The sequence below is a fragment of the Paraburkholderia sp. CNPSo 3281 genome (assembly GCF_024206515.1).
Classification (GTDB): Bacteria; Pseudomonadota; Gammaproteobacteria; order Burkholderiales; family Burkholderiaceae; genus Paraburkholderia; species Paraburkholderia nodosa.
In genome coordinates this window covers 1-652 of record NZ_JAMBPS010000185.1, presented here as the reverse complement: position 1 = coordinate 652, position 652 = coordinate 1, and the positions used below count along the sequence as shown (strand labels likewise).

Sequence of the window (652 nt, the reverse complement as noted above, 5' to 3'; positions counted from 1 at the left end):
AAAGGACGCCGCCCGCTCGGCATCCCCGCTGTAAAAGACCGCGTAGTTCAAGCGGCCCTAAAGCTGGTGATCGAGCCGATCTTTGAACATGAGTTCGAGCCGAGAAGCTACGGCTTTCGCCCGGGCTTGGGCTGCAAGGATGCGCTGCGCGAGGTAGACCGGCATGTGAAAGCGGGCTACTGCTGGGTGGTCGATGCCGACCTGCAAAGCTATTTCGACTCGATTCCACACTCACCGCTTCTTGCGAGAGTGGCAGGGCGAATCTCGGACGGCCGGGTTCTGGAACTCATCCAGTACTTTCTCAAGCAAGACATCATGGAAGACATGACGCGTTGGACGCCGACTTCCGGCAGTCCTCAAGGGGCGGTTGTTAGCCCCTTGTTGGCAAATCTGTACCTGCACGAGCTTGACGTGGAAATGCGACAGGCAGGGCTGGTCATGGTGCGCTACGCGGATGACGCTGTGGTGTTATGCCGTACACGTGAGGAAGCGGAAGATGCGCTCACTCGCATGCGGGCTTGGGTGGATGCGAACGGCTTGACACTGCATCCTGACAAAACCCACGTTGGGGATTGCCGGCTGGAGGGTCACGGGTTCGAGTTCCTGGGTTACCGGTTCGAGGCAGGTCAATGTTGGGTGCGCAAGAAGAGTC

The 652-nt window shown here is 58.9% G+C and carries 1 protein-coding gene; it reads left to right on the top strand.

Going from position 1 to position 652, the window contains the following annotated elements; translation table 11 throughout:
- Window positions 1–652, top strand: a 652-nt coding sequence (locus tag M3I56_RS40825; RefSeq protein ID WP_254358707.1) for a reverse transcriptase domain-containing protein, incomplete at both ends; no start/stop codon positions are given.